This is a genomic window from Dietzia sp. DQ11-44 (assembly GCF_014145205.1).
Taxonomy (GTDB): Bacteria; Actinomycetota; Actinomycetes; order Mycobacteriales; family Mycobacteriaceae; genus Dietzia; species Dietzia natronolimnaea.
The window spans coordinates 1-2,506 of record NZ_JAALEC010000184.1 but is presented as its reverse complement, the minus strand read 5'-3'; the positions used below and the strand labels follow the sequence as shown (position 1 = coordinate 2,506).

Here is a 2,506-nt window from a genome sequence, read left to right as displayed (position 1 = left end):
TCCGCCGGCCGGTCCACCAGTGGACGACGTCGAATGTGATCTGGGCAGCAAGCTCACGCTCGGCCAGTTCCTCAAGCTGGCCTCGCTGCTCGATTCGGGGGCGGAGGCCAAGGACGCCGTCGCGGCGGGCGCGGTCAGCGTCAACGGGGAGGTCGACGTGCGGCGCGGTCGCGGACTGGCCGACGGCGACGTGGTGGCGTTCGGTGGCCGCGCGGCCCGCGTGGTCGCCCGTGACGGGCAGGGGAGGCCTCAGTGAACGAGATGACGTCCGGCGCCGTGCCGGCCCCGGTGGTGCTGCACGACGACGACCCGGGGGCCCGCCGCTACGCGGACTGGGTGGCGGAGGAGTTCGACGCCCGCAGCTCCCACCACGACGCCGTGGATCCCGCCGAGCTCGTGGTGGCCGGGACGGTGGTCCTGGTGACGGGCATGCGTCCGGGTGGCGGTCTGGGCGGCTCGGGGTTCATCAAGGACAACTGGGAGGCGCTCGTGGAGGCCGGTCGCCGGGTCGCCGTCGTCATGGTGGGCCCCACCCCGGTCACCGACGACGCCCGGATCGACCTGATGTCGAGCGAGTTCTCCGCCGACCAGCTCCGGGACCTCAAGCTGTTCCAGTTGCGCGGCGTGGTGACCCCCGACCAACTCGGGTTCCGGCAGCGGCTGGGGATCAAGACCGCGCTGGCGGCACTGCGCCGCAAACCGGATCTCACCCCGGAGGAGCAGTCGATGCTCGAGCTGGGCGGGCTGGATCTCACCGACCGGGTCTCCCTCGGCCCGCTCCTGCGGTGGATCAGACGCGAGGCATGACCCGTCCGGGGCGCCGGTCGCGGACGGTGTGATACCCGTTACACTTCGTGAGGACAGCCCCACGCCCGGGTGGGGTGCCTACCCGGAGGTTTCCCGACATGCGCACCACCCTGCTCGCCGCGGCGTCGTCCGCTCTGATGGCCACCGCCCTGCTCTCCGGGGCCGGGTCGGCGACGGCGGCGCCCGAGGAGCCGACGGACCCGTTCTGCGTGTGGATTCAGACGATGAACGGCGCCCGGTGCATGTCGGTCGATCCCGCGACCATCGACGCGCTCGGCAGTCTGGGCTACGGCTCCCTCGGCACAGGCTCGCTGATGAACCTGCTGACGACGCTCATCAACACCGGGTCCGTCGTCCTCTCCGTCGACGTGCCCAACTCGACCGGGTCGTACGCGCCCGGGTCGTTGGGCAGTTACGGGCCGGAGGCCTCGATCGGCGAGCTGTCGGTCGGCTCGGTCGGCACCTTCGCGGGCGCGTCCTGATCCGCTGACCGCTCGGCGACCCCGTCGGCCGCCACGCCCCGGCGTGGGGTGCGCGCCGGGGTCAGCGCACCACGATCCCGTCGGAGTCCGCGTAGAGCATGTCGCCGGGGACGAAGTCGACCCCGCCGAAACTCACGGTGACATCCCGCTCCCCGGCGCCCGTCTTGGACGACTTGCGGGGGTTGGTCCCGAGGGCCTTGCACCCGAAGTCCATCGTGCCGATCACCGCGGAGTCGCGGATCGCGCCGTGGACCACCACGCCGGCCCAGCCGTTGGATCGACCGAGTTCCGCGATGAGGTCGCCGACGAGCGCCGTGTGCACACTGGCATCACCGTCGATCACCAGGACCCGACCCTCTCCGGGCTCACCCAGAACGCTCTTGAGCAGCGCGTTGTCCTGGAAGCACCGGACCGTGGAGACCGGGCCGAAGAACTCGGTGCGGCCGCCGAGGTCGCGGAACTGGGTGTCGCAACTCCGGACGCCCTCGCCGATCTCGTCGACGAGGTCGGCGGTGGGGACGAATCCGGTGGGGGTGTCGGTCATGGCGGGCCCTCCTGGTCTGAGTTCGGTCTCCCTCCACGCTATCCGGCGACGCTGCCCCGGAAGACCTCGGCCGTGGGGGACAATGACGCCCGAGGGTGTCACCGAAATCCGTCTAGACGTAGGAGGACCGATCCGTGGCCAGGTACGAGCTCCTGATCCACGCCCGCCGCGCCGTGGTCGACGGTCGTATCCAGCAGGCGGCGGTCGCGGTGGACGGCGGCGTGATCTCCTCCGTGCGGACCGGGTCCGAGGCGCGGGACATCGGGTTGGCGGGTGATCACACGATCGATCTGGGTGACGACGTCGTTCTGATGCCCGGGCTGGTGGACCCGCACGTGAGCACCGAGGACGTCGCGGTGGGCACCCGTTCGGCCGCCCTCGGGGGGATCACCACCGTGGTCGACTACGGGACGAACGGCGACCCGTCGGCCACCGACCCGGAGCAGGTGGACCGGTGGCGGGAGGGGGTGACCGGCGAGTCGTCCGTCGACGTGGGCCTGTGGGGTGCCGCGGTGCCCGGCAACCTCGGACGGCTCGGCGCGTTGCTCGACCGGGGGGTGTTCGGGATCTCCGCCGTGGCGGACGGGAAGGGCGTGGCGGGAACCCCCACCCTGAACAGTGAGGACCTGGCGGCGGCGGCGGAGGAGGTCGCCGGCCGCGGCGGGCTCTTCGC

The 2,506-nt window shown here is 71.8% G+C and carries 4 protein-coding genes and 1 pseudogene; 4 read left to right on the top strand and 1 reads right to left on the bottom strand.

What is annotated here, in order from left to right; all coding sequences use genetic code 11:
- Nucleotides 1–19: 19 nt before the first annotated feature.
- From G6018_RS05720 to G6018_RS05710, 3 genes are all read left to right on the top strand, one after another.
- Entirely contained in the window at nucleotides 20–256 is a 237-nt protein-coding gene (locus tag G6018_RS05720; protein ID WP_182609886.1) for an RNA-binding S4 domain-containing protein, read from the top strand.
- Nucleotides 257–261: 5 nt separating this feature from the next.
- On the top strand, nucleotides 262–807 hold the full coding sequence (locus tag G6018_RS05715; RefSeq protein ID WP_182609893.1) for a hypothetical protein: 546 nt from the start codon (nucleotides 262–264) through the stop codon (nucleotides 805–807).
- 98 nt (nucleotides 808–905) lie between these two features.
- Nucleotides 906–1,289 (top strand): hypothetical protein, encoded by a 384-nt coding sequence (locus G6018_RS05710; RefSeq protein WP_182609885.1) that lies wholly within the window; start codon nucleotides 906–908, stop codon nucleotides 1,287–1,289.
- Nucleotides 1,290–1,350: 61 nt separating this feature from the next.
- Here the strand turns inward: G6018_RS05710 and rraA are convergent, their stop codons facing one another.
- A complete protein-coding gene (gene rraA, locus G6018_RS05705; RefSeq protein ID WP_179524199.1) occupies nucleotides 1,351–1,833 on the bottom strand; it encodes a ribonuclease E activity regulator RraA in 483 nt (160 codons plus the stop codon).
- A 134-nt stretch (nucleotides 1,834–1,967) separates the two neighbouring features.
- On the opposite strand from rraA, the pseudogene G6018_RS05700 reads away from it, so the two are divergent.
- Nucleotides 1,968–2,506: pseudogene (locus G6018_RS05700) on the top strand (allantoinase); the annotation flags it as partial.